Source organism: Vibrio sp. Vb1980 (genome assembly GCF_033338615.1).
Classification (GTDB): domain Bacteria; phylum Pseudomonadota; class Gammaproteobacteria; order Enterobacterales; family Vibrionaceae; genus Vibrio; species Vibrio alginolyticus.
On record NZ_JAWOSZ010000106.1, the window covers coordinates 1 to 625 of the forward strand.

1 pseudogene is annotated in these 625 nt (G+C 35.5%); it reads right to left on the reverse strand.

From position 1 onward, the window contains the following. Nucleotides 1-56: 56 nt before the first annotated feature. A pseudogene (locus tag R7F64_RS24000) lies at nt 57-625 on the reverse strand (hypothetical protein); the annotation flags it as partial.

Consider the following 625-nt stretch of genomic DNA (forward strand, 5'->3'; position numbering starts at 1 on the left):
GTGCGTGTGAGGATCATAGATGTGAGTGATTAGCCGTTTATTGATAGTCGTAGTCATTACACATCACCATTCTCAACGAGATCTTTGAGAGCTTTGTTATCTCTGAATAATTGGAATTTCTCTTTTTTGTAAAACTCAATTCCATCTAATGTATCCTGCAACTCTTTCTGCTTTTTTCCTATCTTATGTTCTAGCTCTGTAAAGGTTGATTGAGCACGATTAGACCGATTTTCATAATCTTCGATTGATTCTGAAAGTCTTACGATTTGGATTAGTTCTTGCTCTAAATCCCCAAAGGAGCAGTCGAATCTTTCAAGAACACGTCTGAGCCATTCAGCATTAATTATGTCTTGGTTAGAAGCTTCTATTTGTTCTTTCAATTGTTTAATTTCGGTATTGAGACTTCTTTTTTCACGTCTTTGATCTTCAATGTGACGCTTACCAGTAGCGTAAGTCTGCCTAAGTTCGGTAATTTCTTCAGAAATTTTCGATGATGTTTTTTCGTTGTAGAGTTCGCTTCTTTGACGTTTGAGGTTAGAAACCCTAGCGAGTAAATCCTGTTCTTGTTTTTTCAAATCTTCGATATTTATATGTAAATCATACTTACGTTTTTCGTTTTGGTATC